The sequence below is a fragment of the Lysinibacillus sp. genome (assembly GCF_032093475.1).
GTDB classification, from domain to species: Bacteria; Bacillota; Bacilli; order Bacillales_A; family Planococcaceae; genus Lysinibacillus; species Lysinibacillus irui.
This window is the reverse complement of sequence record NZ_DAMDAY010000004.1, coordinates 1-26,599: the sequence shown is the minus strand read 5'-3', so window position 1 is coordinate 26,599 and position 26,599 is coordinate 1. Positions and strand designations below refer to the sequence as shown.

Sequence of the window (26,599 nt, the reverse complement as noted above, 5' to 3'; positions counted from 1 at the left end):
AATTAAGCTGGTGTGATTTCAATATAACGTGCTGCATCTGCATCAATCACTTGGTAGTCGTTACGAACGATAACTGCTAAACCTTGTGAATAATAATCGAATTGTTCCCATTGCGTTGTTACTTGGTTTCTACGTGCTACGAAAATGGCTTGTGCAATATCGCCCATAATCATTGGGTATGTGCCTACTGCTGGAGAAGGAAGTAATTTGTTTGAAATAACTACTACTGGATTTCCGAATAATGAATATCCGCTTGCTGCTGTTACGTCAGGTTGTAATAAATAACGGTCATCTGCATCTTTTAATGTATCAAGGTAATTGAATGTATCTTGATTCACGATAACCATTTTATTTAACGCTGGATCTAATGTTACGTTGTTCACTTTCTTTAAATCGTCTAAGCCTGTTGCTTCTACTTTCGTAAATGCTTTTAGCTTTGCAATGATATTTGCATTGTCTGTATTCTCGATTAATTTTTGAAGCTGTGCCTTAACCTCTCCCACAATATCAACCGCTGCATCTTCTACTACTTCATTTGAAAGTGCAATTTTACCAGCACGTGTTTGTACATTGTATTGAACTTGTGTAAACATATCTGCTTCTACATCTGCAATTAGTGCTAATTCTTCTTTTGTTGCTAATGTTGCTTCTTGATTTGTTGCAATTGGGTATTTCCCTTGACCATTTGAAACTTCTTTAACTGTTGCATATTGTGCTAGGTTGTAGCGTTGACGTTTTAAATCAAATACTTCACCGATAATGTCCTTTGGAATAACTACATCTGCATTTACTGTTGTTAAACCATCTCGTACCTCGCCATGTGAACGAATGTAAGTTTCAAATGAACGTGTTTCTGTATTCTCGTTATTTAATAATGTTTTTACCATTTCTTCATCATCCTTTTTATTCGTATTTTGGTTTACCCACGCTTCATATGAACGTGTATTTACTTGTACATTGCTTTCGTCATAAGCTGGAATTGTCACAATTGAAATTTCATGTAATGCTTTCATTTTTTCAATGCTACGAGTAACAATGCCATCCTCGTCTTTGTCGAATGAATCTATGCCCATTTCAAAACCGAATGACATTGAATCAATAATGCCAGCTTGAATATTTTTATAAATATCGTTTGCATAGGTTGTATCTTGTAAAATCGCTTCAAAACGAAGCCCTATTTCATCCACTTCTAGCTTTAATGTGCCAGCTTTAACACTTGCTAAAGGCTTACTGTAATCGTGCCCATGTAGCAAGATAACGTTTGATAAATCTACTTCTTTAAGTGCATCGGGTGTAATAACTTCCACAAAGCCACCTAAATCTTTAGAAGGTTTGCCAAATTTAATAGCATAGCCACTAATGACTTTTTCATCTTGTGCTGCATCTTTTGATTTTGTATCATCGTCTTGAGCGTTTTCTGAATCTGCTTCATCTGATTGTGCTTTGGTCGGTGCTTCCAGGTCTGCATTTTCAGTTAAACGCTTTTCTTTTTCTTCAGTTGTCATAAACCTACCTCACTTCCACTATTATTTTTTTGTATCAATCTATCACCATTTTCAATAGGTTCAAGACCAATCTTCTGACGTGCTTCATTAATGGTCATGATGGAACTTTCGACTGCTTTCACTGCATTTTCGAAAGTCGTTTGAGCATCGCTATTGAAACGGTCAACATTGAAGGTAATTTCTACTCCTAACTTGTTGTATAATTCACCTTCAAATGCTTTCAAATAATGCGTTAATGTATTTTGTAAATACATTTTATTAGATTGTTCTGTATTACTGTGATTCGCTTCCACACCTAAGCGATCTGTAGAAAGACCAAATACTTTTGCTATTTGTTTAGTTGTCCAATCATTAGAATTCACTAATTTAAGGATTTCCGTATTAACTTGAATTGGTGTGTACTCAAATGTTTCATCTAATACAATTGTTTTGAGTGCATTGTCTGTGCTGCCATTTGCTTCATCGAATTTTTTTCGAATTGCTTCTTTAGCAGTTGTATCTAAATCAGACTTTTTAACCTTTAAGATACCGCCACCGTTTACCCCTCGATTGAAGAAACCTGATAACATTTTATTTCCGCTTTCTTGCAGTTTTAACTCACCGCTCAAAGCGTACAGTGGGCTTAATCCTACTAACCCATCTGTCGTAAAATGTTTGAAGTGAAGAATATCCTCACTATCCAATTTGTAACGTTTGCCCTCATCATTCGTTGTTTCATAAATAATGCTGCCATTATCCAATTGCTTGACACTCACACTATTAGTTAGCTGGTGAACTGCAATTACTTTTCCATCTGAATCTCGTTCAATTTCCGCAAATGCATTTCCGTTTAATAAAACATTAGCTGCCATACTGAAAAAGAAATGCCAACTATCGGTGTATGTGTTAGGCTTGTTATTTAGTAATTGAACGATAGGCCCTTTTCCCATTAATTCACTTGAAGCAATGTCTCCAGCAATAACCTTAACTGCTGTGAAAATATCGCTATTCTTTAACGCTCTAACGCTTGTGTATTGGATAGCTGTATCATCTGATGTAAGACTAACCAAATGGTCTATAAACGGCTCTGAACGTGTCTGTACAGTATTTAAACTTTTAAAGAAACTCATCTATTTTGCTACCCCCCTTTCGATTAACAAGGCAATGATAATAATGAATATGCCACTTGTTAAAAGTGTGTAGCCGATATTTGTTAGAATCTGTACTGCTGCCACAATGAACATCATTCCTAGCAATAACAGAATGGTGTGTAAATGACTAGAAACTAAAGTTTTCAGACGTATAAAATTCATTATCTGCCTTTTTCCCTTCTACTTCTTCAAAATGCCACATAGCTTGTGTGTATGCGTTCATCAATGCAGCAATTGGATCAATACGTTCACTGTTACGATTTTTATTAATCATGACACCGTTGTTATCAATCTTTAATATGGCGTTATTGACTGCATATGTGAGAAGTTTATTATTTGAGTGAACAATTTTCCCATCGTATAGTTGCTCTCGGAATGTTCTTGTAGGTGTATTTAATGTGTAAGCCCCTTGCCTTACTTCCACTAATGGTAAATGTTCTTTCTCCAACTTTGTAATAAGCGTGTTAGCGTTCCAGCCATCGTAACAAATAGCCTGTACATTTAATTTGTTTTCGTGAATAAACCGTAATAACCAGTTGAAAATGTCCTCATAGTCGATGATGCCACTCTCTAATTTTGTAATAGAACATTCTCCCTCTTGTTCGAGTGCTACATAATTAATGCCATCCCTTTTAATCTTTTGAGTAAGACCATATTTAGTACCAACCCACGAATGGCTGTCACAATATAGCTGTCTTGTTTCAACAATCGGAATACACCAACTTACAGACGTTAAATCATTTGTTTTTGAAAGATCAATACCGATATAAATATCACGCCCTTGAATATCAGGTTGTGTTTTTGCTTCTGCTGCTTCCCAATCTTCCACACTGATATAGGAATCCTCGCTCGCTTGTAGCCACATGTTGAAATTTTTAACTAATACCGCATTTAAGTTATTTTGTTTACGTGCAATCTGCACATCATCACGAATAGCTGGAAGCATTGTTTGTTTAATTTCTTCATGCTCAAAAATTGGATTAGCAGCGATATATTTATCCTCATCATCTAACCAATCTTTTGAATCGAGTTCCCATATTGCTATGAAATAACGATCCGCTTCTTCTTTGCCACTTAGCACATCCGATAACATTTGATATTCTTCATACATTGGCACATTAGGATTTAATCCAGCTGTAGAAACGACTGCTAACAGACCATTCTTTTCTTGCGCCATACCTGACTTTAAAACGTTATAGACTTTACGGTCTTTTGCTTCGTGCCATTCATCTAATATCACCGTTGTTCCAGCATAGCCATCAAGTGTGGATGTGTCACTCGCTAACGCAGTAGCGAAACTATTAGAAGGAATATCACGTATTTCAGCATTTAAAATTTTCAATCTATGGCGCATAAATTCCGATTGCTTCACAATCTTGTTAAGGCTATTTTTCATCATGTTATACCCTAACTTTGCTTGCTTAAGTGCATTGGACACGAATAAAATTTGTCTACCTTCTGCTGGTTGTTTTTCCATTAGCAAAGCATTAGCACCCATACCACTTACTAAATAAGTTTTTCCATTTTTCCTCGACATGGAAATAAACGCTCGATTGTAACGTCTGTTTTCTGTACCTTTTTCACGCCAACCATACAACTCTGAAATTATCCACTTTTGAAAAAGTAGCATTTCAATTTTTGAACCATCTGTAGAAGGTAATAATTCCATAAAAGCAATTGCCTTATTCGCTTGTTGCTCGTTGAAATAATAAGGGAAATCATCATTTTTCGAACGTTCTAAATCACGTTTAAATCGTTCACAAGCCTGTCTTATCTTTTCCCCAGCGAACAACTTACCTGAAAGGACTTTATCCGCATATTCAAGTGCAAAATTAGTCATTGCTCATCAACTTCTCGAATGGATCAACAGGCTTTTCTTTTACTTTATTAAGTGCTAATTTCATTCTTCCATCTAAACTAATTGCAAGTGCATTAGCTAACATTCGCATATCCTTAATAGCTTGTGACTGCATTTTTACCGCTGGATTTGCTTTACCATCAGCTAGAACAATGCCACACTTATTTATATTATTTTGACAATCTATAACCGTCCCTACTGCCACACAATATGAAGCAATTAACGAGTAATCCAATTCTGAAACAGGAATATCATTTTTTATATATGGAACAATACGATTCCATTCTTTTAATGCTTCACCTTTCAAATGGTTTGGCGGCTTCGTGTTCAATTCTGCATATTCGAATAGTTCTTTCTGCATTTCTTCCCTATCCAAACGTTCTGCTTTAGAAATATGTGCTTTGGTCGGCTCGATTAATTGAATTTTCTTCCCCATCGAAAAACCTCCCTTTTCCTTATTGTATCACAATACTTACTTTTTGTAATTAACTTACTATTTGCGTTTTTCCAACCTTTTAAAAGGCAATTTATGAGAAGAAAGGTCCCATCATCGGTGCCCACACTTACAAAACACGCCCCCCTCTTTTTACGGAAGGGAACGTTTCTTTTGTTCTTGCTTTGTTTTAATTGCGTGATGATGATGGCAGCGACTAATAATGTTTGATTCATCAAGTCGCTTTGACCAATCATCTTTAATCTCAATTACATGGTCTGCTACATCTGCTTTTACCGCTATACCTAGTTTGAGACAATCCTCACATAATGGATGCTTCAAACGATGCTGGAATGAAAGGTTTCTCCATGCCTTGCTTGCGTAAAATCGTCTGTATTGTTCATCCTTCTCCATTCGTGCTGCATAGCTTTCTTGCTTCCACAATGATTTAGGTTTATGGGCTTCACAGTGTTGTTGGTCGTAATCAATTAATGTTCTGCATGTAGCATGTTTACATTTGCGTTGTGGCTTCATTTAATTAAAACTACCATCTTTCGTCATTCCAAACTTTTTTAGCACGCTTTGGTTTAGTATCTTCATTTGCTAATAAGATTGCTTCAATATCATCCGCTTTACGTAAAGCTGACTGGTGTTCTCTATCCGCTATATGTTGTTTCAATTCCTTTAGATTTTTCATGATGGCTGTATAACCTTGTTCGTGAATATGTTTCATTGTGATACCACCTTGTTGCATTCCGTTACATATTCTTCCCATGCTTCACTAAACATTCGGAAAGCTGATTCTCCAGCATTGCTACCAATCAGGTAGACCATTATTTCTAAACGACTCTCTGTATTTGGGAATGTTTTATCGCCTTCAATATCTACTGCTAACTGACCGTATTTACTATAATCTGAATGATTTAATAACCAATTTTTGAATGTCATTTGTTTTCCTCCTTATATTGCTTCCATGCTTCTTTAAAAGAATCTAAGTATAGTTCACTAGCACGTTTTGATTCTAGGTAATCGTACATCTCACCGAAATATTTGGTACTTGGGAAAAGTATATCGTCACGAACGTCTACTGCTAAATCCCCTCTAGGAGAATCTTCATTTGTAAATTGTAAAATCCATTGTTTAAATAACATCGCATCACCACCTTTCAAACTTCCACAATTAATATCACCAATGCTTTTTGGTCTTGTAACTGAAATTAACTGTACTTGTAACCGAACTATTTATTTGAGTTACATAGACAAACCTTAGAGCGATGAGGCTTTTAATCATTCTTGTAACTGTAACCGTAATTTTCACTTAATTTTTATATTTATATAGAACACCTATTAATGATGATGATTACTTTTTTATAAAAGTTAATAGATTTTCGGTTACAGGGTTACAAAGTGCTTTTAACTCTACTGCCACAAGGAGTTTGTCTGTAACTGAAATATTTTTTTCGGTTACACATTTCAGTTACAGTTACAAATCCAGCTACACAATTTTCAGCTTTTCGTTTTTATATGTTTTCTGTGGCTTGCTTTTATCGGGGAAACCGATACCCATGTAATCTAAATCGCCAATTTTGCTTAATTCCGACCAATCAAAACGCTTCAATCCATCTGTCCAGCCATCCGTTAGTTGCATTTTAAATTGCTTATGGAATTTTCTATCCGAAATGTATTTATAGCCGTTCTCATTACAAAAACGCTTGTACATCTCATAAACAATAGTTTTGGGAACTTCATTTAACCCCCATGTATCAAATACATTTATTTTGAAGTCTATAATCGGATCGTTGTCCTGTTTGAATTCTTCAAGTTCAATTTTTGATGCTGTTGGAATATCAAATTTCTCGAAATCCATATTGATAGCTTTATAGAGAACGTATTGCAATACTTGTTCATTTTTGATGTATTCATCTTTAATTTTGAAGTTTTCAATCGCACCATTAAAATTAGCATTGAATGGAACAATCACAATACGTCTAATTGTGCCTGTTGTCTTATTCTTGAATTTAGGCATGCCATTAGTTGATTGGATAACGCTGCATCGAAAAACTGTACTATAAATAGGCTTGTTTTTCTGTTCAACGATTACACGATCTCCTGTTACAACAGAATTAAAATTCGAGCTATCATCTATATAAACGTTAGCTGGTACATCATCGCCAATAACCGCTGTTTTCCCTTCCAGCAAACTTAATTTGAAACGTTCATCAAATTCGTTCACTTTAAGAGTAGCGATATTTTGCACACCAATTAAATTTGTAATGAGTTCTTGGAATGTCCCTTTACCGTTGTTCCCCTCACCTAGAAGGAAAATAGCTTTTTTACGAGTGTAATTACCATTTAAGGAATCGTTAATAACTTGCCACAACAATTTAACGATTTCTGCATCGCCACAAGCAATTGAATCTAGCCAACTTTCAACATCCCAATTATCAATCGTAGGATTAATTGCATTTGGAATATAAGAAGTTGCTATTTTTGATGTAAAAACATAATCAGGTGTAAATGGCTCTAATGTTTTCGTCTTAAGATTAAATACACCATTTTTAACAGGTATTAAGAATCTACTTGTTGTTCTTTCTTTCACTTGTGCTTGATTGGTCAAGTGATAAATCACTTCATTTGCCTTTGCTTCATTAAAAGAAGGCTCTAACCAGCTAATAACACGCTTGATTAATGTGGTATTATTTGTGTACGTTCCTTCTGTTGGTTGGTACATAGCAAGCCTTGTATTTTCTTCTAAATCGAATAATACAAAGGAAATGTACTCTTGTAGCACAATTGCACATCGGATAGGTGAAATGGTACTTGGTTTCTTCCCTTTTCCACCTGTTGCTTCCCATGCTGCAATTGCGCTTTCTAACTCTTTGGAACGCCTTTCATTTAGTAGCTTTTGTAAGTCTACATTGGGGGAATCTTTCTCGCTTACACGCAATTGGAAATCATCCTTCTGCTTTTTATAGTCAGATATAGTTTTCTTTTTGCTTGCGGCCGCTTTTAATAACGTTAATTCTCCATACGTCATTTCACCTGTTCGTCTATCCCATTTATCACGATAAAGACCGCTATTTCTGAACATCCTATCCATCTTTACGAAATCCTTATCGCAATAATAGGCGAGTTCCTGACACAAGTAATAATCTGTGCTTGAGTGATCACCGTTTCGAATTAGTTCCCCTCTACACATGGCTATAATGTCTTGACCAGTTTTCGAATCTTCAAACATTTTTTGCCACGTTACTTCATCTTCTTCAAGATTAAAAGGTTCAGTATTAAATCTGGTTTCTGTATATTGTGCTAGTTGTTCTTTAGTGAAATATTTTTCAATAAGTCCTGCAACTTCATCTGTACGCTCTTGAATTTCGTTATCACTTTCCCTATTACCAGTACAAGTGAAGTACCTTCCATGTCCATAAACTTCAATGCCACGATTGGAATCCTTAAAGCCCGTCTGTGTGACGTAATCGGGTAAAGTACCTTTCACAATAATGTGTACGCCTGTACCGCTCGGACTGAACTCACAATATGAATCCAATTGTTCAATTAGTTCGCTCGCTATCTCATTAAATTTTCCATTGATATAGCATTTATCAATATCTATCCCGATGTATTGGTCATTTTTTGAAAACATAAATCCAATACCGCTAAATCGACCACTTCTTGCCGCTTGTACAACACTCTCGAATGTGTCCCATGTTTCTGGATTGTTGGACATTGCCTTTTTGCCATTCACCTGATACGGCACTTTATTTTTATGGACAACCCATCGTTTGAGTTGTTGCAATTCTAGCGGAATATTAAAATAAGAATCTGATTTTATTTCTGGAAGAATGAATTCTTCAATGCTTGTTGCTTGTTGCATTTATTCACCCACTTTCTTTGTTGCGTTAATCCCTGTTGTTACTTTGCTCACCAAAAGCGCTTATATTTTTATTACCACTCACCAAAAATTTGTTCGATTACTTCAAAAGCCTTATCTGCTCTCCAGATGCGTTTACGGTTCTTTTGAATTTGGATTGATCGCATACGATAATCAGAAAATACATGTTCTTCCAAAAATCTCACCGAAAGGCAACATAACTCTGCAATTTTATTTGCATCCACAAACCATAATTGATTGATTACTGCTGCATCCACTTGCTTTTTTATTTCTTCTTTGACTAATTTTTCGTCTACGACTACTTCAATTTTTGCTGGAAACATGATTCTCCTCCTTCAAACGGTAGTTCATCTACCACTAAAACTAAAAAAAAATCACCTATATCCTTTTGTAAACCTGCAGCGATTCTTTTAGCAGTAGTAGCAGATGGATTTCTTTTTCCGTTTATTACTTGTGACAAAAAAGAATGAGAAACCCCTATTTCCTTAGAGAATCCTCTAATACTAAGTCCATTCAATGCCATTGTCATTTTCAATTCATTAGGATTTTTCAAGACAAACTTTAACATCTTGTCCACCTCCTCACTTAACATAATATACCACATTCGGTAGATGGTCAACCACTATCAACCACTTGCGTTTGACTAGCAACCATTTTATAAGTACACTTAAGGAAAATAATTATAAAAGAGGTGACAATATGGAACAGGATACGTTTGGAGAAGTAATTAAACAAGCACGTAAGGCAAAAGGTATTTCATTAAGGGAAATGGCTAGTAAAGTAGGTATTTCACATCCTTATTTATCGCAATTAGAAAATGGAAAAAATAATAATCCTTCTATTGAGATTATCCTCGACTTATCTCGAGAGTTAGATTTGTCATTTGCTTATCTCATACACTTATCTGGTGTCGATGTTGGTTTAAAGAAAAGTCTTCCAGAAAAAGTGATTAACATTCTAAAAATAATGAATCCTAGTGATTTTGAAGGATGGCATAGTTTCGAGGAATTTAAAAAGGTCTTTATCGAAAAAGGTCACATAATAGCTAAAGAAACTGATGATACCGAAGCCGTTGAAGATAATGAAAAGGATTTATTGAAACTTTATAACAATCTGCAAAAGTTAAAAAAAATAGAACAAAACGCTGTAAATAACGCAGTGATTCACCTAGCTTTATCTACGGATGAACCCGAAGATATAAAAAAAGAAGTACAATCACAATTTACTGAATGGCAAGCAATTAATAATTATAATGGAAATGTACCAACAGCAATATATTTAAATTCAGATAATGAAGGTAATTTTTATTTCTTCAAAGAAGGTGTTAAAATCCCTGATGAAGTACAAGAAAAGTTACGTTTAATGATTAAAACAATTCTTGATTAATACCATTTTCATCCCTACAAACATGCTCACCAAAAGCGTTGAAGGGAATGTAACCAAATGGAATATAAACGATCTAATAAAGAAAAAGAAGTGTTTTCATACGAAAACTCTAAAGGTAAACTGTGGATGTATCGCCACAAGTATTATGATGGACTAACTGGGAAGCGTAAAGAAAAAAAGAAACATGGATTTAAAACAGAAAAAGCAGCTATTCAAGCCCTTTTGGAAGTGAAGGCTCAAACGCTGCGAGGTGTAACAAGTTATATTGAAAACGATAATTTAACTGTAGCACAATGGCTCGATATTTGGTATGAAACGAATCAGAAAAAATGGAAAGTCACTTCACGTAAGCAACGAGAAATGGCTATTCGTGTTCAAATGAAACCTTTAATTGGTCATTTTAAGTTGCAGCAACTAACGAAAAGCCTTTATCAGAAAAACTTTATTGATGTATTAGAACAAAAGTATAAACCTAGTACAGTAAGGTTATTACACAACCTTTTCAAAATTGCTATCAATGCAGCAGTAGAAGATGAACGACTAGATCGCAACCGTTTCACAAAAATAGCGTTTAAAAATGAGGATAATCAAACTGCTAAACGTGAAGAAAATTATCTCACACCCGAAGAACTAAACTTATTTTTACAAACCGCTAAAGAAACTGAAAACATTACAAATTATACGTTCCTTCTATTAGTAGCCTATACAGGTATGCGTAGAGGTGAAGCGTGTGGACTGCAATGGCAAAACATTGATTTTAAAAATAACACCATTACAATTGAACGTACACGTGATTCTAAAGGCGCTCGTACACCAAAAACTAAGAATAGTATGCGTACAATCAAAGTGGATAAATCTGTAATTGTTCAATTGGAAAAGTATAAAACTTGGTGTAAAGCTACGCTATTTGCTTTTGGTAACAAATTGAATGATTCTACTTTTGTTTTCATCTCATATCAAACAGGTGAACCTATTTCAGATTCAGGTTTGTTGTATATGGTGAGACGAGTTGTGGAAAATGCAAAACTTCCAGAAATCACACTGCATGGTTTACGCCACACACATTGCACAATTTTATTAAATAAAGGTGTGAACGTGAAAGTGATCGCTGAAAGATTAGGTAATACACCAGCTATGATTTATGAAGTATATGGACATGTATTAAAAGAACTTGAAGAAGAAACTGTTCAAATTTTTAGTGATAGCATTGGTGCAAATTTTGGTGCAAAAAAATAAATAATCGCTTTAAACGTTGATAATACTGCGTTTTCTAGGTGAGTTGTACTCTACTCTCGTTAATCTTTTTGATTTGTCAATCAACGATTTTATAAACCCCCGAAACGATTTGTTTCAGGGGTTTTTTCGTTATTTAATTAAAAGTTGTTTGTACATGACTGATAAACCAGCACTATTGTATTTTTCAGCTACCCATTCACCTTGCTTTTGCACAATACTTCGCCTCAAAAAATCCATAACCCTTTTTAATGATCCATAATAGTTATTAAAGTTGATTGAGAAGTTCTTCTCATTAGTTGTTTTTTTCGTTTTATTCTCAGAAGCAGTCCAACTATTAGATAAAGGAATGTTGTTATGATCCCTGCTGTTGGGGAAACAAGAAATTCCTTCCCTTGTGCAACTTGAATATATCCTTCAAAAATGTGTGGATTGACAAGTGCATCTTCTGTCGTATGCATAAGAACGATTGGCCAAATACTTTTCGTTAGCAGATAAATCTCTGTGTACATAACTGTCCAGAAAATCATCGTGACAATCCCTACTATCGCAAATAACCACCTGTTAACCGGAAGTACACTGATTATGAAGTGTCTCCCTTAGGTTGCCCTGGAATAAATCTGTCTACCAAAACACCCAGCCAACCACATACAAGCACGATTGCTATAAAAATAATTATGTATCTTTTAGCCCTCACTTACAATGGACCTTCTTTATGATGAAGAATTGAAAGTGTATGGACCAAGGTGTTTGGGATGCAGAGCAAGATGTTAGGCTATTCCTTGGAAAGAATACCAACATGTTAAAGCTAGTGCACCTAAATGACATATACTTAACCTCACCCATTCATCGAAAATTTTTTCACTGAAATATTATTCAGCAAAATTTCAATTAACTCTGTTAAAACAATTAAATTTTCACTATATAGCTGTATAAGCTTAAACAAATATTATTTTTCTCCAATTTGTAGTATCACCACAAAATGTGACAGCTTTATGTACTTTAAAATAGTATTACACCTTTCCAAAATAACATTATCACTACCATTATAATAAAAACAAAATATCAGTTATTTACTATTCTAACAACTCCTAAAATAGAACCGTTTTCCAAAAAATATATTTTATTTTTATAGTAAAATATTTATGAACCATATCAATTTCAATATTCTTATACAAAACACATCCAACATACTCTATAAACAAGTTAACTTTTTTGTAAAATAATAACATGAATAAAATTAACAATTTTAATAAAAATACGAGTTGAACTTTTACAAAAAATAGAATACGATGAATTCCGAAAGGTGGTACACCATCATTCAAGCAATAATAATTTTTAAAAAGGGGTTGGAAATATGTCAGACGTTCTAAAGCAATTTGTTATGCCGAAAACAAACTTATTTGGACCTGGAGCAATTCAAGAAGTTGGTAAACGCTTAAATGATTTAGAAGTGAAGAAGACATTAATCGTAACAGATGAGGGCTTGCACAAATTAGGTCTCTCTGAACAAATTGCAAATATCATTACAGCTGCTGGAATTGATGTAGCAATTTTCCCTAAAGCAGAACCAAATCCAACAGATCAAAACATTGAAGAGGGCGTTGCAGTGTATCATGCAGAAAGCTGTGATTCAATCGTTTCTCTTGGAGGAGGTAGCGCTCACGATGCAGCAAAAGGTATCGGACTTATTGCTTCGAATGGTGGACGCATTCACGATTATGAAGGCGTTGATCAATCACAAAATCCACTTGTGCCATTAATTGCGATTAATACAACTGCTGGTACTGCTAGTGAAATGACTCGTTTCACTATTATTACGGATACAGCAAGAAAAGTAAAAATGGCCATTGTTGATAAACATGTGACACCGTTACTTTCCATTAATGATCCTGAATTAATGATTGGTTTACCTCCTGCACTAACAGCAGCTACTGGGGTTGATGCACTAACACATGCTATTGAATCATTTGTTTCGACAAATGCAACCCCAATTACGGATGCTTGTGCAGAAAAGGTACTTCAACTTATCCCTGAATACCTTCCTCGTGCCTATGCAAATGGTGGCGACTTAGAAGCACGTGAGCAAATGGTTTATGCTCAATTTTTAGCTGGTATGGCCTTCAATAACGCTTCACTTGGGTATGTCCATGCAATTGCTCATCAGTTAGGCGGTTACTACAATCTACCTCATGGTGTATGTAATGCTATTTTATTGCCACATGTTTGCCGCTTCAATGTAACTGCACGTACTGAGCGATTTGCTCGTATTGCTGAGTTATTAGGTGAAAACGTGGATGGTTTAAGTAAACGTGATGCTGCTGAAAAAGCAATTACAGCCATCGAAAAACTATCAAAAGATTTAAATATTCCTAGCGGCTTCCGTGAATTAGGGGCAAAAGATGAAGATATTGAAATCTTGGCTAAAAATGCAATGTTAGATGTTTGTGCTGAGACAAATCCTCGTAAAGCAACATTAGAGGATATTAAACAAATCATCACAAATGCAATGGGGCCTGTAGCGAAAAAAGAGGAGTCCCTCGAAGCAATCGCACTTTCTTAATGAGGGAATCAAGGTGGAGAAACATTGTTTTCTCCACCTTTTTTTTATGAGTTTGGCATACATGATATTGTCTACACTAAAAACTCTCATTATACTTTTCTTAAAAAGAATAGGAGACCGTTATGCGATTAATTTCAATTTGTCCTAGCAATACAGAGCTTGTCGCCTATTTAGGACTGACTGACCAGCTTGTTGGAGTGGATGATTTCTCCGATTGGCCATCAACTGTAAAAGATTTACCACAACTTGGCCCAGATTTATCAATTCATATGGACGCTTTAGAGGCATTAGCACCCGATCTTGTCCTTGCTTCCTTAAGTGTGCCTGGTATGGAAAAAAATATCGAGGAATTACAAAAAAGAAATATCCCTCATATTGTTTTTAATGCCAACTCATTAGAGGAAATCGCACAGGATCTACTGACCCTTGGGAGAGCCTGTGATGTAGAAGAACGCGCCAAAGTAATCATGGATGAATACTTACAATCGATTAAAGAGATGCGCTCTATTGCACAAACGATTGCCAAGAAACCTAGCGTCTATTGGGAATGGTGGCCTAACCCTATTTTTACACCTGGAAAAATAAATTGGCTAACAGAAATTAGTGCAATTGCTGGAGGAGTCAATCTATTCCAAGATGTAGAGTTAGCCAGTGTTCAAACAAATTGGGCTGATATCATTAAGCGAAATCCCGACTACATTATGATGGCTTGGGTAGGTGTAGCTTTTGAACGGATACAACCAGCCATTTTATTAAAACGTCCACATGCCCAAGAGCTACATGCCATTCAAATGGAACGTCTTCATGTGATGGAAGAATGGCTTTATTGTCGCCCATCTCCTCGTCTTATTGAAGGTGCTATAAAGCTTGCTAAAATGCTACACCCTCAAGAATATGAGCATATAGAACATCCAAGTTTTTTATAGGAAGAAAAAACAACATCCCCTCTATTTACAGGGATGTTGTTTTAGACAATAAAATTATACGAATTTCACCATATGATATTTTTTCTTACCACGACGGACAATACTGAATGCATCCTCTAGACGATCCTTCGCCTCAAAAACGTACTCTAAATCAGTCACTTTTTCACCATTCACACTAATCGCACCATTCGATACGTCCTCACGTGCTTGACGTTTTGAAGATGAAATACCTGCCTCTACAAGAAGGTCCACAATATTTTTGTCCTCTTTCGCCATTTCAATAGAAGGAACATCTTTAAAAGCATCCTTCATTTCATCGGCCGATAGTGCTTTTAAATCTCCTGAGAATAAAGCTGCCGTAATACGGATGGCTTGTTCCAATGCCTCTTGACCATGAATTAAACGAGTCATTTCTTCGGCAAGTGCTTTTTGTGCCTTACGTAAATGTGGCTCTTCCTCTACTGAAACTGCTAAAGCTTCAATTTCTTCGCGAGATAGGAATGTAAAGATTTTTAAGTATTTGATCACATCTGCATCCGCAGCATTGATCCAAAATTGGTAGAATTCATAAGGAGATGTTTTCTTGGCATCTAACCATACAGCACCACCTGCTGTTTTACCAAATTTTGTACCATCTGCTTTTGTTACTAAAGGAATCGTAATACCGAAGGCTTTTGTTTCTTCCTCATGTGTTTTACGAATAACCTCTAAACCTGTAGTAATATTCCCCCACTGGTCAGATCCACCTACTTGGATTCGGCAATTGTAGTGATTGTATAAATGGTTATAATCAATACCTTGAATTAACGTATACGCAAATTCTGTGAAAGAAATTCCTGTGTCAAGACGAGAAGCAATTGTATCTTTCGCTAACATGTAGTTCACGTTAATTAATTTTCCGTAATCACGTAAAAATTCAATTGTGTTGATATTGCCAATCCAATCACGATTGTTCACAAGCTGTGCACCATTGCCATCTTCCGCAAAATCAAAAATACGTTCTAATTGGCTTCTGATCCCTTGGACATTTTGATCGATTTGCTCAACTGTTTGTAATTGACGCTCTTCTGAACGGCCAGATGGGTCACCAATCATTCCTGTCGCACCACCAACAAGTAAAATTGGACGGTGACCAGCCTTTTGGAAGCGACGAAGTGTTAAAAGTGGCACAATATGGCCAATATGCATAGAGTCAGCAGTTGGATCTACACCACAATATAAAGATACAGATTGTTCATCTAACAGTTTTGCCATGCCTTCAGCATCTGTTTGTTGGTATAGTAAACCACGCCATTCTAAATCTTGTAATAATTCATTTGTCATGTTGATTCCTCCTAAAATGGTTGAAATTCATTACGTGCATGGACATTATTCGATAAAAAAAGTCCCTACACGCAAACAATTGCATGCAGGGACGTTAAGTTGCAAACTAACGCGGTACCACCCGGCTTGAAGATGTCATCCACCTTCCACTTCATTCAATCGCCTTTATCGCAGGCGCGCACGTCTAAGCTCCAAGTACGTAATTCGTCTCTACATTATGACCAGTTTTCACCAACCACTGGCTCTCTAAACAGGGAATATAGACACTACTGCAAACTCTTCCTCACTAGAAAACTATAAATATAATTCTATACGAATCTTTTTCATTGTCAATAACTATGTTCGCTCTAAAACAATATGTGCTATAATAAACAAGATTTTAGGAGGTCGATACATTGAAAGATTGGATTGAAAAAATCAATGCAAAGATCGATGAATTACTAGAACAAAAATGGATGAAGAAATTACGTATTTCAGGTAGTGTTACCTGGAACTTATTTTTACTATTTTTAGTCTTTGCATTGCTTGGCACTGTATTTGTCGGTTCAGTAGGAGCTGGTTATTTTGCTTCTCTTGTAAAAGAAGAGCCATTGCGCTCTAAAGAAGAATTACGAAATCAGATTTTTAGCTATGAAGAAACCAGTGAAATTTATTTTGCCAACGATATTTATATCGGGAAATTACGAACAGATTTAGATCGACGTGAAACCTCACTCAGCAATGTTGCCCCAGATGTAATTAACGCTGTTCTCGCAACAGAGGATGAGTATTTCCGTGAACATAACGGCATCGTACCAAAAGCTGTTATTCGTGGGTTATTACAGGATGTCACTAACTCTGCAACACAAACTGGTGGATCTACCCTTACTCAACAACTTATAAAAAACCAAGTATTAACAAATGAAGTATCCTATGAACGTAAAGCAAAAGAAATTTTACTTGCTATGCGCTTAGAACATTTTATGACGAAGGAAGAAATATTAGAGGCTTATTTAAATATTATTCCGTATGGTCGTAACTCTTCAGGACGAAATATCGCAGGTGTTGAAACAGCTGCTGAAGGAATTTTTGGAGTAAAAGCGAAAGAATTGTCACTTCCACAAGCTGCGTACATAGCTGGTATTCCACAGGCCCCATTTGCCTATACACCATTTACGAATACTGGGGAGCTAAAAAGTGAGGAAGCTTTAAAACCAGGTATTGATCGTATGAAAACAGTACTATATCGTATGAAAGAAGCTGGTTATATTGACGATGCACAGTACAAAGAAGCGTTAGACTATGATATCGCTGCAGATTTCCGCGGACCTGAAATGCGTGCCGAGGATCGATATCCATGGCTAACATATGAACTTGAAGCTCGTGCAAAAGAAATTATTGCTGAAAAACTAGCAAAAGAAGATGGGGTTGACCCAGAACGATTAAAGACAGAGAAAAAAATAAAGGATAAATATATGATTTTAGCCGATCGAGATGTTCGTTCGAAGGGATACCGTATTTATTCAACGATTAATAAAGATATGTATGATTCGATGCAAAAAGCAGCGAAGGACTTCCAGTACTATGGCCATACGTACACAGGTAAAGGGAAAGATCCTGTAACGGGTGAAGAAATTGATGTTGAGATGCCCGTTCAAGTTGGAAGTATTTTAATAGAAAACTCAACAGGTCGTATTTTAAGCTTTGTCGGTGGTCGAGATTTTAAAACAACTCAGCTAAACCACGCAACACAAGCTTATCGTTCTAACGGTTCAACGATGAAACCATTACTTGTTTATGGTCCAGCCATAGAATATGGGGTTATCGGTGCAGGTAGCCCATTAGTTGACGTGAAATTCTCTATAGGTAAATGGAGCCCAAGCAACTATATTACGAGTGATGAGCGAGGACTTATTCCTGCACGTGAGGCTTTAGCAGACTCTCAAAACATATCAGCGCTACGTTTATATAATGATATTATTAATAGACGCCCCGCTGAACTGTTAGTAAAAATGGGATTCACAAAATTACACCCAGATGACTTCACTAACCTAGCAACTGGTATTGGTGCTTTAAGTGAAGGGACTACTGTAGAAGAAAATACAAATGCTTTTGCAACTTTTGCAAATGGTGGTCAATTCGTTGACGCCTATATGATTGATCGAATCGAAGATCAAGAAGGAAATATTATTTACCAGCATGAAGTGGAACCAGTACAAGTATTTAGTCCAGAAACGTCTTATATCGTGACAGATATGATGCGTGATGTCCTAACTAAAGGAACTGGTACGATGGCACGTAATACATTAAAATTTTCTTCTGATTTCGCTGCAAAAACAGGGACATCTCAAGATTATAAAGATGTTTGGTTAGTTGGTTATAACCCAAATGTTTCTCTAGGTGTTTGGATGGGATACGATCAACCTCGTCCACTTAATGTATTTAATAACACGTATTTACAACCAAGTGTTCGTGTGAATAAACTATGGGGAACTTTAATGAATGCCGTTTATGATGCGGATCCTCAGTTAATTGATCCTCCTACAAGCTTTAAGGCACCTAAAAATGTTGTCACTGCTTCATTCTGTGGTATTTCAGGTATGGCTCCTTCTACGGCTTGTGCGAATGCGGGTCTTGTGCGTTCTGATTTATTTAATGCGAAAGTATTTTTACCATCACAACCAGATGATAGCTTAGCCTCTTCAAGTGTTGTGACGATTAAAGGAAAAACCTATAATGCTCTACCAAATACACCAGCAGAATTTGTTAAATCAGGTGGTGCAGGCATTAATCAAGCCTTTATTAAACGAATGTTAGGTAGACTTGGCGGAAACCCTGCTAGTCTTTTACCAAAAAATTCAACATTATCAAATTCATCGGTATCAGCAGTTGATTTCCCAGCGGATGGTAGTCCTCCAGCAGCGGTATCAGCTTCAGTAAATGGTTCTACTTTATCTTGGTCAGGGTCATCAAACGATGTTGTCGGTTATCGTATCTATAACGTTACGAACGGTGGTAACACACTTGTAACATCTGTGTTAGAGTCAACGCAAAGTATTACTGTTGCTAGTGGACAAGCTTATGTGGTGGTCGCTGTAGATATTACAGGATTAACATCACCACAATCTAATGTTGTTTCTACTGGAGGTAGTGAGGATAAACCTGACCCAGAGGAAAACAACGATCAAGAGCAAATACCACCAACAACGCCACCTACTAATGGCAATGGCTCCAACAACGGTAATGGGTCGGGTAATAACGGAAACGGTTCAAATAACGGCAATGGCTCCGGGAACAATGGTAATGGATCAACTAATGGCGATGGTTCTGACAACAATGGTAACGGCTCAAATAGCGGCAATGGTTCTAGTGGCGATGGTGGCTCAGGTCATCCTGGAGATGGCACAAACGGAGGAGACAGTGGCAATACGACTCCTACCGAAACATCAAAACGATAATCAAGTCGGCGCCTTGTTATTATGAGACAGGATTTTTGATAGCGTTCAGCTATTTCAACATAAACAGACTTATTACACTTCATTTTTGATTTGTAGTAAGTCTGTTTTTTTGTCATTATAAAGAGGACTACTATTTTAAAGGGGTGGAAGAAAATGAATATATTAGTTTTAGGCGGGACACGCTTTTTTGGTAAAAAGCTAGTGGATCTTTGTATTGAAAATGGTCATGATGTAACGATTTTAACACGCGGTCAAAGTGGTAATCCCTTTGGTCCCAATGTTAAGCAGTTAGTAGCAAATCGAAATGATCAGGAAGCTTTAGCACAAGTCTTATCTGATAAAAAGTGGGATATTGTCTATGATAATATTTGCTATTCTCCTAATGAAGCACAAGTAATTTGCGATTTATTGAAGGGAAAAACCCAAAAGCTCGTCTTTACATCTACTCTTTCAACCTATGAAATAGATGGCAAGATGAAGAAGGAAGAAGACTTCGATCCATATCATTATCAAATTCGCATGGGACACAAAGAGGAATTTTCTTATGGGGAAGGAAAACGACAAGCAGAGGCTGTTCTATTTAAAGAGGCTTCGTTCCCTGTTGTTGCCGTCCGCTTTCCAATTGTTATGGGTGAACATGATTATACGCGCCGTCTACATTTTCATATCGAACGTATTTTACAGAATCAACCGATCACATTACCGAACATTGATGCTAAGATGAGTTATATTACTGATGAGGAAGCCGCTGCATTTTTATATTTTGCTGGCGTTACCCCTATTGAAGGTCCGTACAATGCGACAGCATCTGGTACTATATCGCTCAAAGATTTAATAACGCTTATTGAAGAAGTGAGTGGTAAACATGCAAAAATATCGCTTGTTGGCGGTGATGAAACATCACGATCACCATATGGGGTACCTGCCGATTGGTATATGTCGAATGCAAAAGCAGAGACAGCAGGATTTACATTTAGCCAGCTTGAAGATTGGCTACCAAAACTGGTGATAACATTAGTAAAACAGCTCCAATAAACAATACAAAGAATCTGCTGTCATCTAGCAGATTCTTTGTCATTAGATTAATGTAAAATGGTCTTTAAAATAGCAACTGCTTTGTCAATCTCTTCCTTCGATACAGTTAATGGTGGTAGGAGACGAATGACATTCGGTCCCGCTCCGACTAACAAAAGCCCCTTCTCCTCTGCTGCTGCAATATAGGACGCTACCTCTATGTCACCACAACCAATTCCTAACAGTAGGCCCTGTCCTTGAATTGTATAGCTAGAAGGTAAATGAGCTTTTAGTTGTGCCACAAAATAGGCTGATGCTTCCTGTACCTGCTGAAGAAATACTGGCTCGAAAACATGATCTAAAACAGCCTGTGCTACATTCATTGCAAGAGGGTTTCCACCAAATGTTGTACCATGTGTTCCAGGACTAAATGTAGCATAAAACTCGGTAGTCCCTAACATGGCACCTACAGGGAAACCGCCTCCTAACCCTTTTGCCAATGTCATAATATGTGGCTTTAATATAGTTTGTTCATAGGCATAGCGAGTCCCTGTTCGCCCAATACCAGTTTGTACTTCATCAACAATTAGAAGTATTCCTTTGTCAGCGCAGGCTTTTGCAATAGCTGCAGCGAATTCTGCTGATACACAATTGACACCGCCTTCTCCTTGAATCATCTCTAGCATAATAGCAGCCACCGAATCATCAATGGCAGCTTCAAGTGCAGCCACATCATTGAATGGCAAAATCGTAAATTTTTCTACAAGTGGTCCAAAGCCATTATGTATTTTGCCTTGACCTGTTGCAGACATTGCTCCAAAGGTACGACCATGGAAGGATTTTTCGAACGTAACAATATGATGTTTTCCTGTATGTTTCCGTGCTAATTTGATGGCCGCTTCATTTGCCTCTGCCCCACTATTACAGAAAAAAGCATGAGCGAAGTGGGTATTGGCGATTAATTTTTGCGCTACCTTCTCCTGTCCAGGTATTTCAAAAAGGTTCGATATATGCCATAGCTTTTCACTTTGCTCTTGTAATGCCTGCACAATGGCCGGATGGGCATGACCAAGACTTGCTACAGCAATGCCACTTGTAAAATCTAAATATTGTTTGCCTGCAGAATCTTCAACAACGGTCCCCTGTCCTTTGACTATTTGTGCACGACGTTTACCGTAGTTCCCGAATAAAGCACTCATGTTATCATCTCCACTATCATTTGAAATAGTTTTCTTTTAACAACTATACTTCTGGTAATATTTTATTAGAACACTAGGAAGATTGAATTTTAATTGAAGCGACAATCGTTGTACCGATTAATGCTTCATCCACTATTTGTACAGATGGTATACCAGCGTGTAAACAGTCGATAGCTCCTTGTACTTTTGGAATCATCCCACCATATATATGGCCTTGTTCTATCCATTGGTCGATGAGAGAAGGTGTAGCGATTGTTTGATATTCATGATGAATACGAATACCACTCACATCCGTTACTAATAATAAACTATCTGCTCCTACTGCTAACGCTATGTCACTTGCTACTGTATCACCATTAATATTAAGAGCCTGGCCTGAATCAGTAGCTCCTACACAAGCAATAACAGGCACAATTCCTATATCCAGAAAAGTTTCAAGTAAGGCTGCATTAACCGTTTTGATTGCTCCAACATAGCCATAAACATCTTGATCTAAAAAATCAGCGACCATTATCTGACCATCAAAGCCGTTTAATCCAACAGCTGCGATACCTGCATTTGTTAATTCATGAACTAAGGCTGGATTTACCTGACCTATTAGAGTTGATTGTACAACCTTCATTGCAGCCTCATTTGTGACGCGTATTCCATTTAATGAATGCGATGATATGCCTTGAGCAGTAAGTTCTCGGTTAATGGCTGGACCACCACCATGGGTAATAATAAGCTCTACTCCACTTTCTTGAAGTTTTTTAAAGTTGTCAAAGAAAGCTTCATTTAACCCCTCCAGCGTACTGCCTCCAAGCTTGATCACCATACGCTTACGAGCGGTACGATGCATTGATTTGGACGTAGTCATACGTTAAGTCACATCCCCAAGCATGCCCCTTGCCGTCACCAACCCCAAGGGACACATAGATTTTTACTTCATGCATTTTTAATATTTGAATTAGCTCGTCTTCAGAAAAAGGAATAGGCTCTCCATTTTCAACCATTGTTGCACCACCGATTTGAATAGTAATTTTATCTGGGTCAACCGTTGCCCCACTATAACCAACCGCAGCAATAATACGTCCCCAGTTAGCATCACAGCCAAAGACAGCAGTTTTCACAAGTGGTGAACCGACAACAGTTTTAGCAATATTACGTGCCTCCTCATCTGAAATGGCCCCAACAACTTCCACTTCAATAAGCTTCGTAGCTCCCTCTCCATCTTTTGCAATCATTTTTGCCAAATCTTCAGCTACTGTTTTCAATGTGTAATAGAAGTTTTGCCAATCTGGATGCTCTGGTGATAGAGGATTATTTTCTGCTAAGCCATTAGCTAATACAACCACTGTGTCGTTGGTTGATGTATCCCCATCAACTGTAATGGCGTTAAATGTTAAATTAGTAATAGTTGATAAAGCTGCTTGTAATACTTCAGATTCAATATTGGCATCTGTTGTAATAAAACCTAGCATTGTTGCCATATTTGGTTCAATCATACCTGAACCCTTTGCAACACCAGCAATAATGACCTCCTTACCATCTACAATGGTGCTATAGCACGTATTTTTCATAACAGTATCTGTCGTCAAAATAGCCTGAGCAAAGTCAATGGCACTTTCTAAATTGTCCTTTGGCTCTAATTGTTGGATGCCGTTAGCTACAGGCTCCAGTTTCAGCATTTCACCAATAACACCTGTAGAGCAAACTCCTACCAAGTTCGATGAAATCCCTAATTTTTCTGCAGCTAGCGCTTGCATCGTTTGAGCATCCTTTATACCTTGTTTTCCAGTACAAGCATTTGCGTTACCAGAATTAACAATCATCGCTTGCATTTTCTTCGTTGTATAAACAACTTCCTTTGTCACTTTTAATGGTGCTGCTTGAACAGCATTTGTGGTAAAAACACCTGCTACACTTGCTGGTACTTCACTTACTAACAGCGCTAAATCCTTTTTCTTATGCTTCAAACCACAGTGTAGTCCCGCCGCTTTAAAGCCTTTTGGTGAAACAATATTTTTACTGGATAATTTTTTCATTACAGTCGTTGAAGTAGTAACTGTCATCCTTCATTCCTCCTTAGAAATTAAGATTCTTCCTTGCTATTAAATAAAGAACGGTACGACATCTAATCCTGTCGTTTGCGGTAAATCAAATTGTACATTCATATTTTGGATTGCTTGCCCTGCTGCTCCTTTGACAAGATTATCGATGACACTGACGATGGTTGCCCGATTTGTACGAGCATCTACATTTACTAAAATATCGCAATAGTTCGATCCCTTTACGCGATTTGTTCCTAAACTATTTGCATCCGTCACAATTCGTACAAATGGATGTTTTTCATAGGCTGTCTTTAAACAAGCAATTAGCTGGGCCTCCGTAATACCAGGCATAACAGAAGCATAGGATGTTGCCAAAATTCCTCGTGTCATTGGAATTAAATGTGTATTAAAAGTAATGGTCGTATCGACATGAGCAAACATGGAAAGTGCCTGTTCTATTTCGGGTATATGATGATGTGTATTAACTTTGTAAATAGAAAGGTTCTCATTCGCCTCACTGAAATGGGTCGTTTGTGACGGCTTATTACCGGCTCCTGAAATTCCACTCTTAGCATCAATGACTAAAAAGCTTGGATCAATTAATCGCTCTTTGATGAGTGGCAGTAAAGATAGTAATACGGCTGTAGGGTAACAACCCGGATTAGCAATAAGTGTTGCTTGCCGTATACGTTCTGTATTCCATTCGGTTAAACCATATACACTTTGCTGAACACTATTAGCTGGCGCAGCCTTTTTGCCATACCATGCTTCATAACTTGCTAAATCTTTTAATCTGAAATCGCCAGACAAATCTATTAATTTTGGTCCTTTGCCAACCAAAGGCGGTAAAAGCTCACTTGTCACGCCTGAGGGTGTACTAGTAAAGACAACATCAAATTTTTCTAACGCGTCATAAGCTATTTTTTTTAACGGTGTATCGACTATCGTAACAAGATGACCAAATTTTGAAGAAAAAAGAACTCCCTCTTCCGAAGAAGTAAATAATTCAATTCGATCAACAGCTGGATGATTATGTAAAAACCGAATAAGCTCTAACCCACCATATCCAGTTGCTCCCACAATACCTACTTTCAATGCACTCACCTCTGAAATAAGTTAAAAATAGTATACGATTGCATAAATATTAAGTCAACTGAATTTTTATTTATTTAGATGTTTTTTTCTTCTTAGGATATTTCAATTTTCTAAAGCTTTTGTAGCATTGTCAATTCATAAAAAAGAAGGCAAGAATCCTTTCGTCCATTAAATGAATTCTTGCCTTCCTTTTATGCAAATACTGTATAAATATCAATTATTGTCTTAGGACACCTCATTAGTCTTCCATTGTCGATAAGTCACCAGTTGGCAAATTTAACTCCCACGCTTTTAACACACGACGCATAATTTTCCCACTACGTGTTTTAGGCAATTTATCCTTAAATTCGATTTCTCGTGGGGCTGCATGAGCCGACAAACCTTTCTTCACAAATTCACGAATATCTTCAATCATTGCAGTAGAAGGCTCTACTCCTTCTCGTAAGGATACAAAGGCCTTAATGATTTCTCCACGTACTGGATCAGGTTTCCCGATCACACCTGCTTCGATGATATCTGGATGCTCAAGTAGTTTGCTTTCTACTTCAAATGGCCCAACACGCTCTCCAGCAGTCATGATAACATCATCCACTCGACCTTGGAACCAGAAGTAACCATCATCATCCATAAATGCAGAATCTCCAGATACATACCATTCTCCTTTTAAGAAATAAGATTCATAGCGTTCTGGATTACCCCAAATTTGGCGCATCATGGCTGGCCATCCCCGTCGAATAGCTAGATTTCCCATTGTAAAAGGTGGTACTTCATTGCCAGCGTCATCGACAATCGTTGCATGAATACCAGGAAGAGGTTTTCCCATTGAACCTGGCTTAATATCCATCGAAGGATAGTTGCAAATCATATGAGCTCCTGTCTCTGTCATCCACCATGTGTCATGTATACGATGTCCTAATTCCTCCATTCCCCAACGAATAACTTCGGGATTCAATGGTTCCCCAACTGATAATACATGGCGTAAAGAAGTAAGATCATACCTTTCAAGCAAGCCACTACCTGCACCCATCAGCATACGAAATGCAGTTGGTGCACTATACCATACTGTTACACTATAATCCTCAATGGCTTGATACCATGCCTGTGGAGAAAATCTTCCACCTACAATTAGCATCGTGACACCGTTTAACCAAGGACCAAAAATACCATAGGCTGTCCCTGTCACCCATCCAGGATCAGCTGTACACCAATAAATATCATCTTCACGTAAATCTAGTACCCATTGTGTTGATTGAAATTGTTGAATCATAGCATTATGGACATGCAATACACCCTTTGGTGCGCCAGTTGAGCCAGAGGTATAGTGAAGAATCATCCCATCTTCTCTGTCAACCCATACGATATCAAAAATGGCCGAAGCTTCTTTTAAATGTTTATTAAAGTCAAGAATTTGAGCTGATTCCTCTATTTCCTCACCGACTAAAAAGACATGCTCCAATTTAGGTAATTTGTCTAAAGGTACACGTTCAAGTAATGCTGGTGTAGTGACTAATACTTTCGCCTCACTATCTGCTAGCCGATCATATACAGCACCTTCCATAAAAGCTTCAAACAA

25 protein-coding genes and 1 other annotated feature are annotated in these 26,599 nt (G+C 37.1%); of the genes, 6 read left to right on the top strand and 19 right to left on the bottom strand.

What is annotated here, in order from left to right:
* Positions 1-2: 2 nt before the first annotated feature.
* From RT445_RS01820 to RT445_RS01765, 12 genes are all read right to left on the bottom strand, one after another.
* Positions 3-1,505, bottom strand: coding sequence for a phage major capsid protein (locus tag RT445_RS01820; RefSeq protein ID WP_313469501.1), 1,503 nt, complete (start codon positions 1,503-1,505; stop codon positions 3-5).
* On the bottom strand, positions 1,502-2,614 hold the full coding sequence (locus tag RT445_RS01815; protein ID WP_313469499.1) for a phage portal protein: 1,113 nt from the start codon (positions 2,612-2,614) through the stop codon (positions 1,502-1,504). The genes RT445_RS01820 and RT445_RS01815 overlap by 4 nt, the downstream gene beginning before the upstream one ends.
* Positions 2,615-2,797: a hypothetical protein gene (locus RT445_RS01810; RefSeq protein WP_313469497.1), complete on the bottom strand. Its 183-nt coding sequence runs from the start codon at positions 2,795-2,797 to the stop codon at positions 2,615-2,617.
* The gene (locus RT445_RS01805) at positions 2,763-4,475 is read right to left on the bottom strand and encodes a terminase large subunit (RefSeq protein WP_313469495.1); all 1,713 of its coding nucleotides are present in this window, start codon (positions 4,473-4,475) and stop codon (positions 2,763-2,765) included. Before RT445_RS01805 ends, RT445_RS01810 begins: the two co-directional genes overlap by 35 nt.
* Positions 4,468-4,929 (bottom strand): phage terminase small subunit P27 family, encoded by a 462-nt coding sequence (locus RT445_RS01800; protein WP_313469493.1) that lies wholly within the window; start codon positions 4,927-4,929, stop codon positions 4,468-4,470. Before RT445_RS01800 ends, RT445_RS01805 begins: the two co-directional genes overlap by 8 nt.
* A gap of 150 nt (positions 4,930-5,079) precedes the next feature.
* Positions 5,080-5,460 carry an HNH endonuclease gene (locus tag RT445_RS01795; protein WP_313469491.1) on the bottom strand — a complete coding sequence of 127 codons (381 nt, stop codon included), beginning with the start codon at positions 5,458-5,460 and terminating at the stop codon, positions 5,080-5,082.
* Between the two features lie 10 nt (positions 5,461-5,470).
* Positions 5,471-5,659 carry a hypothetical protein gene (locus tag RT445_RS01790; RefSeq protein WP_313469489.1) on the bottom strand — a complete coding sequence of 63 codons (189 nt, stop codon included), beginning with the start codon at positions 5,657-5,659 and terminating at the stop codon, positions 5,471-5,473.
* Positions 5,656-5,874 (bottom strand): YozE family protein, encoded by a 219-nt coding sequence (locus RT445_RS01785; RefSeq protein ID WP_313469487.1) that lies wholly within the window; start codon positions 5,872-5,874, stop codon positions 5,656-5,658. Before RT445_RS01785 ends, RT445_RS01790 begins: the two co-directional genes overlap by 4 nt.
* Entirely contained in the window at positions 5,871-6,077 is a 207-nt protein-coding gene (locus tag RT445_RS01780) for a YozE family protein (protein WP_313469485.1), read from the bottom strand. The genes RT445_RS01785 and RT445_RS01780 overlap by 4 nt, the downstream gene beginning before the upstream one ends.
* Before the next feature lie 343 nt (positions 6,078-6,420).
* Complete coding sequence (locus tag RT445_RS01775) at positions 6,421-8,799, bottom strand: phage/plasmid primase, P4 family (protein ID WP_313469483.1); 2,379 nt, start codon at positions 8,797-8,799, stop codon at positions 6,421-6,423.
* Between the two features lie 71 nt (positions 8,800-8,870).
* Positions 8,871-9,140: a hypothetical protein gene (locus RT445_RS01770; RefSeq protein WP_313469481.1), complete on the bottom strand. Its 270-nt coding sequence runs from the start codon at positions 9,138-9,140 to the stop codon at positions 8,871-8,873.
* Complete coding sequence (locus tag RT445_RS01765; protein ID WP_313469479.1) at positions 9,116-9,385, bottom strand: helix-turn-helix domain-containing protein; 270 nt, start codon at positions 9,383-9,385, stop codon at positions 9,116-9,118. The genes RT445_RS01770 and RT445_RS01765 overlap by 25 nt, the downstream gene beginning before the upstream one ends.
* 131 nt (positions 9,386-9,516) lie before the next feature.
* Here RT445_RS01765 and RT445_RS01760 point away from each other — a divergent pair, with 131 nt between their 5' ends.
* Complete coding sequence (locus tag RT445_RS01760) at positions 9,517-10,203, top strand: helix-turn-helix domain-containing protein (RefSeq protein ID WP_313469477.1); 687 nt, start codon at positions 9,517-9,519, stop codon at positions 10,201-10,203.
* A gap of 57 nt (positions 10,204-10,260) precedes the next feature.
* Entirely contained in the window at positions 10,261-11,439 is a 1,179-nt protein-coding gene (locus tag RT445_RS01755) for a site-specific integrase (RefSeq protein WP_313469475.1), read from the top strand.
* Between the two features lie 245 nt (positions 11,440-11,684).
* Here the strand turns inward: RT445_RS01755 and RT445_RS01750 are convergent, their stop codons facing one another.
* Positions 11,685-11,966 (bottom strand): hypothetical protein, encoded by a 282-nt coding sequence (locus RT445_RS01750; RefSeq protein WP_312506609.1) that lies wholly within the window; start codon positions 11,964-11,966, stop codon positions 11,685-11,687.
* 827 nt (positions 11,967-12,793) lie between these two features.
* On the opposite strand from RT445_RS01750, the gene RT445_RS01745 reads away from it, so the two are divergent.
* Positions 12,794-13,999 carry an iron-containing alcohol dehydrogenase gene (locus tag RT445_RS01745; RefSeq protein ID WP_274794099.1) on the top strand — a complete coding sequence of 402 codons (1,206 nt, stop codon included), beginning with the start codon at positions 12,794-12,796 and terminating at the stop codon, positions 13,997-13,999.
* Positions 14,000-14,121: 122 nt separating this feature from the next.
* Positions 14,122-14,925, top strand: a complete 804-nt coding sequence (locus tag RT445_RS01740; RefSeq protein ID WP_312506610.1) for a cobalamin-binding protein — start codon at positions 14,122-14,124, stop codon at positions 14,923-14,925.
* Between the two features lie 54 nt (positions 14,926-14,979).
* Here the strand turns inward: RT445_RS01740 and tyrS are convergent, their stop codons facing one another.
* Positions 14,980-16,248, bottom strand: a complete 1,269-nt coding sequence (gene tyrS, locus RT445_RS01735; RefSeq protein WP_274794101.1) for a tyrosine--tRNA ligase — start codon at positions 16,246-16,248, stop codon at positions 14,980-14,982.
* Between the two features lie 84 nt (positions 16,249-16,332).
* Positions 16,333-16,541: a binding site (T-box leader), on the bottom strand.
* Between the two features lie 102 nt (positions 16,542-16,643).
* On the opposite strand from tyrS, the gene RT445_RS01730 reads away from it, so the two are divergent.
* Complete coding sequence (locus RT445_RS01730; RefSeq protein ID WP_312506611.1) at positions 16,644-19,685, top strand: transglycosylase domain-containing protein; 3,042 nt, start codon at positions 16,644-16,646, stop codon at positions 19,683-19,685.
* Between the two features lie 153 nt (positions 19,686-19,838).
* Positions 19,839-20,720, top strand: a complete 882-nt coding sequence (locus RT445_RS01725; protein ID WP_274794103.1) for an NAD-dependent epimerase/dehydratase family protein — start codon at positions 19,839-19,841, stop codon at positions 20,718-20,720.
* A gap of 47 nt (positions 20,721-20,767) precedes the next feature.
* Here the strand turns inward: RT445_RS01725 and RT445_RS01720 are convergent, their stop codons facing one another.
* From RT445_RS01720 to acsA, 5 genes are all read right to left on the bottom strand, one after another.
* The gene (locus RT445_RS01720; protein ID WP_312506612.1) at positions 20,768-21,898 is read right to left on the bottom strand and encodes an acetylornithine transaminase; all 1,131 of its coding nucleotides are present in this window, start codon (positions 21,896-21,898) and stop codon (positions 20,768-20,770) included.
* Positions 21,899-21,971: 73 nt separating this feature from the next.
* Positions 21,972-22,757 carry an acetylglutamate kinase gene (argB, locus tag RT445_RS01715; protein WP_312506613.1) on the bottom strand — a complete coding sequence of 262 codons (786 nt, stop codon included), beginning with the start codon at positions 22,755-22,757 and terminating at the stop codon, positions 21,972-21,974.
* Positions 22,720-23,952: a bifunctional glutamate N-acetyltransferase/amino-acid acetyltransferase ArgJ gene (gene argJ, locus RT445_RS01710; RefSeq protein WP_312506614.1), complete on the bottom strand. Its 1,233-nt coding sequence runs from the start codon at positions 23,950-23,952 to the stop codon at positions 22,720-22,722. The genes argB and argJ overlap by 38 nt, the downstream gene beginning before the upstream one ends.
* Before the next feature lie 39 nt (positions 23,953-23,991).
* Entirely contained in the window at positions 23,992-25,026 is a 1,035-nt protein-coding gene (gene argC / locus RT445_RS01705; protein WP_312506615.1) for an N-acetyl-gamma-glutamyl-phosphate reductase, read from the bottom strand.
* Positions 25,027-25,264: 238 nt separating this feature from the next.
* Positions 25,265-26,599: acetate--CoA ligase (gene acsA / locus RT445_RS01700; RefSeq protein WP_313469471.1), on the bottom strand; the 1,335-nt coding region annotated here is incomplete at its 5' end.

Bases quoted from the DNA above. Each gene is read 5' to 3' on its own strand.
- RT445_RS01820 (WP_313469501.1), bottom strand. From the start codon at position 1,505: ATGACAACTGAAGAAAAAGAAAAGCGTTTAACTGAAAATGCAGACCTG.
- RT445_RS01815 (WP_313469499.1), bottom strand. From the start codon at position 2,614: ATGAGTTTCTTTAAAAGTTTAAATACTGTACAGACACGTTCAGAGCCG.
- RT445_RS01810 (WP_313469497.1), bottom strand. From the start codon at position 2,797: ATGAATTTTATACGTCTGAAAACTTTAGTTTCTAGTCATTTACACACC.
- RT445_RS01805 (WP_313469495.1), bottom strand. From the start codon at position 4,475: ATGACTAATTTTGCACTTGAATATGCGGATAAAGTCCTTTCAGGTAAG.
- RT445_RS01800 (WP_313469493.1), bottom strand. From the start codon at position 4,929: ATGGGGAAGAAAATTCAATTAATCGAGCCGACCAAAGCACATATTTCT.
- RT445_RS01795 (WP_313469491.1), bottom strand. From the start codon at position 5,460: ATGAAGCCACAACGCAAATGTAAACATGCTACATGCAGAACATTAATT.
- RT445_RS01790 (WP_313469489.1), bottom strand. From the start codon at position 5,659: ATGAAACATATTCACGAACAAGGTTATACAGCCATCATGAAAAATCTA.
- RT445_RS01785 (WP_313469487.1), bottom strand. From the start codon at position 5,874: ATGACATTCAAAAATTGGTTATTAAATCATTCAGATTATAGTAAATAC.
- RT445_RS01780 (WP_313469485.1), bottom strand. From the start codon at position 6,077: ATGTTATTTAAACAATGGATTTTACAATTTACAAATGAAGATTCTCCT.
- RT445_RS01775 (WP_313469483.1), bottom strand. From the start codon at position 8,799: ATGCAACAAGCAACAAGCATTGAAGAATTCATTCTTCCAGAAATAAAA.
- RT445_RS01770 (WP_313469481.1), bottom strand. From the start codon at position 9,140: ATGTTTCCAGCAAAAATTGAAGTAGTCGTAGACGAAAAATTAGTCAAA.
- RT445_RS01765 (WP_313469479.1), bottom strand. From the start codon at position 9,385: ATGTTAAAGTTTGTCTTGAAAAATCCTAATGAATTGAAAATGACAATG.
- RT445_RS01760 (WP_313469477.1), top strand. From the start codon at position 9,517: ATGGAACAGGATACGTTTGGAGAAGTAATTAAACAAGCACGTAAGGCA.
- RT445_RS01755 (WP_313469475.1), top strand. From the start codon at position 10,261: ATGGAATATAAACGATCTAATAAAGAAAAAGAAGTGTTTTCATACGAA.
- RT445_RS01750 (WP_312506609.1), bottom strand. From the start codon at position 11,966: ATGATTTTCTGGACAGTTATGTACACAGAGATTTATCTGCTAACGAAA.
- RT445_RS01745 (WP_274794099.1), top strand. From the start codon at position 12,794: ATGTCAGACGTTCTAAAGCAATTTGTTATGCCGAAAACAAACTTATTT.
- RT445_RS01740 (WP_312506610.1), top strand. From the start codon at position 14,122: ATGCGATTAATTTCAATTTGTCCTAGCAATACAGAGCTTGTCGCCTAT.
- tyrS (WP_274794101.1), bottom strand. From the start codon at position 16,248: ATGACAAATGAATTATTACAAGATTTAGAATGGCGTGGTTTACTATAC.
- RT445_RS01725 (WP_274794103.1), top strand. From the start codon at position 19,839: ATGAATATATTAGTTTTAGGCGGGACACGCTTTTTTGGTAAAAAGCTA.
- RT445_RS01720 (WP_312506612.1), bottom strand. From the start codon at position 21,898: ATGAGTGCTTTATTCGGGAACTACGGTAAACGTCGTGCACAAATAGTC.
- argB (WP_312506613.1), bottom strand. From the start codon at position 22,757: ATGACTACGTCCAAATCAATGCATCGTACCGCTCGTAAGCGTATGGTG.
- argJ (WP_312506614.1), bottom strand. From the start codon at position 23,952: ATGACAGTTACTACTTCAACGACTGTAATGAAAAAATTATCCAGTAAA.